A 502-nucleotide genomic window follows, 5' to 3' on the forward strand; every position below is an offset into this window, starting at 1 on the left:
CCTCCACAAAATAGTGATCTTTGGGTTAATGATGGTCATCAGCAACAAATTGGGGCGGCAGCACCCAACAATACTCGCGGTTGGTATTATAACGGTGCCATTGACAATGTCCGTTTGATTGATGGGACAGCGCATGATGCAGCTGCCTTTGGTATGGAAGATCCGAACTCTCCTGGTACATGGATCCCTTCTGAACCGACGGGCATAAACTATGGCGTAACGGGATACTTCCTCGGTGATCCATCAACGGGTCAAGATCTATCAGGAAATGGAAATCATTTCTCTGTTAATGGTGGTGTTACCTCAACCGAAGGAGCCACAGTTGATATTGCTGTTGAGTTAAGCCAAGGAACATCTGGTAATGATGTTCTCATCGGTGGTGATACTAACGATGTCATCAAAGGTAATGCTGGTGATGACATTCTTTCTGGCGGTGCTGGAGATGACACTCTTGATGGTGGATCTGGGAACGACGTTGCTGCTTTCTCTGGCAACCGTTCTG

At 47.2% G+C, this 502-nt stretch carries 1 protein-coding gene; it reads left to right on the top strand.

What is annotated here, in order from left to right:
• Nucleotides 1-502: calcium-binding protein (locus WH96_RS20920; protein WP_047766194.1), on the top strand; the 502-nt coding region annotated here is incomplete at both ends.

The organism is Kiloniella spongiae (assembly GCF_001026905.1).
In the GTDB taxonomy this organism is placed as follows: Bacteria; Pseudomonadota; Alphaproteobacteria; order Kiloniellales; family Kiloniellaceae; genus Kiloniella; species Kiloniella spongiae.